The organism is Frankia sp. CeRuru1 (genome assembly GCF_977966315.1).
Map to the genome: position 1 here is coordinate 1 of NZ_CDWWEW010000134.1, position 2,933 is coordinate 2,933.

At 76.6% G+C, this 2,933-nt stretch carries 1 protein-coding gene; it reads left to right on the forward strand.

The window, feature by feature from the left end; all coding sequences use genetic code 11:
• Positions 1 to 2,933: AAA family ATPase (locus tag AC08OP_RS11860; protein WP_476614239.1), on the forward strand; the 2,933-nt coding region annotated here is incomplete at both ends.

Sequence of the window (2,933 nt, forward strand, 5' to 3'; positions counted from 1 at the left end):
GCCCCCACCGCCGCCACCGCCCGCGATCCTCGACGGCCAGATCGTGCTGCCCGACGCGGCCGGCGCCGATCCCGACCAGCCGCCGGTGTGGAACGGCGCCGCCGCCGAGCAGACCGCCGCCGAGCAGACCGCCGCCGCGGCGGCCTACCAGGCCTGGTTGCCGCGATGGCAGCTCTGGGCGACACGCGCGCGCGTTGACGCGGAGCGGCGCAATCTGCACAACACGCTGCACGCGGTCGCGGCCCGGGTCGCCCAGGAGGGTGACGCGCTGGAACTCGTGCTGGCGACCGGCCTGCTGACCTGGCAGCCACCGGGCGGCCCCACCGTCCGCGAGCACCTGCTGACCACCCGACTGACCTGCGACATCGACCCGGTCACCTCCGACATCAGGGTGCGGGTCCCGGCGGGAGCCACGACGCGCCTCGCCGACGGCCCGCTGCTCGACGGCATCGCCGGCTTCCGCCGGGAACGGACGAACGCGCTGCACGAGCGCCTGCGGGGACGACCGTCGGCGCCACTGGGCCCGGACGACATCCGGTTGCTGCGGGACTGGCTGGCGCTGGCGCTCGACGTGCCGACGGACGGCTTCGAACCCGACCTCGCGCCGCCCGCGCCGCCGCCGCCCGACAGCGCGTCACGCCCGCGGGTGACCTTCGCCCCGGCCCTCGTCCTGCGCACCCGTGACCAAGCCGCCCTGCTGACCTACTACGAGCGGATGCTCGACGTCCTGCGGGGTGACGGACCTCCGCCGCTCGGCCTCGTCCAGCTGGTGGAGACCCTCGGCGCCGCCGACCGGCTGGCCTGGCTCGAGGCGGAGGGGGCGACGAGCGGCGCCGAGCTCGGTGCGGACCCGCTGCTCCCGCTCCCGGCCAGTCCCGAGCAGGCCCGGGTGCTGGAACGGCTTCGCCACGACAACGGCGTCGTCGTCGAGGGCCCGCCCGGCACCGGCAAGACGCACACGATCGCCAACCTGGTCTGCGCCCTGCTGGCGGAGGGGCAACGGGTTCTGGTCACCAGCCAGAAGTCGCAAGCCCTGCGGGTCCTGCGGGAGAAACTGCCCCCGGACCTGCAGCGGCTGTGCGTGTCGTTCACCGACACCGAGGAGGCACGCGGCGCTCCGGTCGACCAGGCCGAGAACGCGGGGGCGGGCCTGGACGGCCGGCCCGACCCGGTCTTCGACCCCGCCCCGGCCGGGGCTGAAGACGGAGCGGACGAGCTCGGCGGCATCGGCGTGGGTTCCCCCGAGCTCGCCGCGAGCGTGAGCGCCCTGGCCGCGGAGAAGGCCACCTATCACCCCGAGGCGCTCGACCGGCGGATCGCGCGGGCCGCCGCGCGTCGGCGGGAGGCGATCCGCGCCCGCGATGTCCTGGCGGACCGGGCCCGCGCCCTGCGGTTGGCCGAGCACACGGTGCATCCGGACAGCGAGGTGGCTCCGGGCTGGGGCGGGACGCGGGCGAGCATCGCGGCGCGGGTCCGGGCCGAGGCCGACGCGTCGCGGTGGCTGCCGCGGCCCGTGCCCCGGGCCACCGCGACCACCGCGACCACCGCGACCACCGCAGCCACCACGACGACGGGGTCCGGGCCTGTCGGGCCTGCGCCGGTTCCCCCGCCGTTGACCGGCGCCGAGGCACTGGAGCTCCACGCCCTGCTGCGATCCGGTCAGATGCGATCTGGTCAGGACGCCGGCGCGGACCGGTCCGCCAGCCCGGTGGTCGAGATGAGCCGGTTCCTACCCGCCGAGCGGTTCGCGGACCTGGTGGCCGCCGCCCGCGCGGCCGACGAGGCGGTCCGCCTTGCCCGCGCGGCCGTCCGTCCCGCGACCCGAAGTCTCCTCGACACGCTCGCCGCCGTCGATCCCGCGGTGGTCTCCCTCGATCCGCTACAGCAGGCGGTCGCCAGGCTCTCCCGCACACTCGAGGAGCTCGACGGGCGCGGGCAGCGGTCGCACAGACGGCACTGGGTTCCGGCGGCCCTCGACGACGCCCTCGCCGGCCGGGACCGGGTCCTCTGGGCGAAGGTGGCCGCGGCCACGCCGATGATCGCCGAAGCGACACGGCACGTGACCGAGCTCGGTCTGCACGCGGTCGCCCTTCCGACCTCCGCGTCCCCGGACGGCTCCGCCTCGGCGGCCGACGCCGGCTCCCCGGCGGATCCGGGCTTCGACCCCGCCGCTCTGCTCGCCCGGGGGGAGGCACTGCGCGAGCACCTCGACGCCGGGGGCGAGCTGCGGCGCAGGTTCCGGCCGAAGGTCCAGAAGGAGGCGGACGCGCTGCTGACCCGGACGCTGGTGGACGGCGTCGCGCCGACCACCCCGGAGCTGCTCGATCTCGTGCTCGTCCGGCTCCGGGCGGAGGTCGCGGTCGAGGCCGCGACCCGCGGGTGGGCCCTGGTCGGGATCGCGCCGCGGCCCACCGATCCCTTCGAGGTACGCCTGTCCCGACTGGTTGAGGCGCAGGAGGCCGTCACCGAGATCCAGGCGGTCGTGGCGGCGCGGGACCGGGTCGTGGCGATCCTGGAGGACATCGTGCCCGGCCGGGCACCGGCGGTGGACTCCGCCGAGCGCGTCCGGGATCTCGCGGCCGTCATGGCCGCGCTGCGCCCGATGGCAGCCGCCGCCGACGCCGAGCAGGCGCTGGGGGAACTGCGGGAGGGCTACGCCGAGCTTGCCACCGCGGCGGGCGCGCCGTCCGAGGTCGCCGAGCTGGCCGGCGCGGTGGCGGCCCGCAATGTGGCCGCGTACACGCGGACCCGGGCCGCGCTCGCCACCACCATGGCTGCCCGGGAGGTGGCGCTGCGCCGGGACGAGCTGCTCGGCCGGCTGCGCGCGGCGCATCCCGACCTCGCCGATCTTCTCGTCTCGACGGCCGGCGCGACCCGGCCCAATGGAGCTGAGATCTGGCCGGCCAGGCTCGCGGCGTTCACGACCGCCTGGT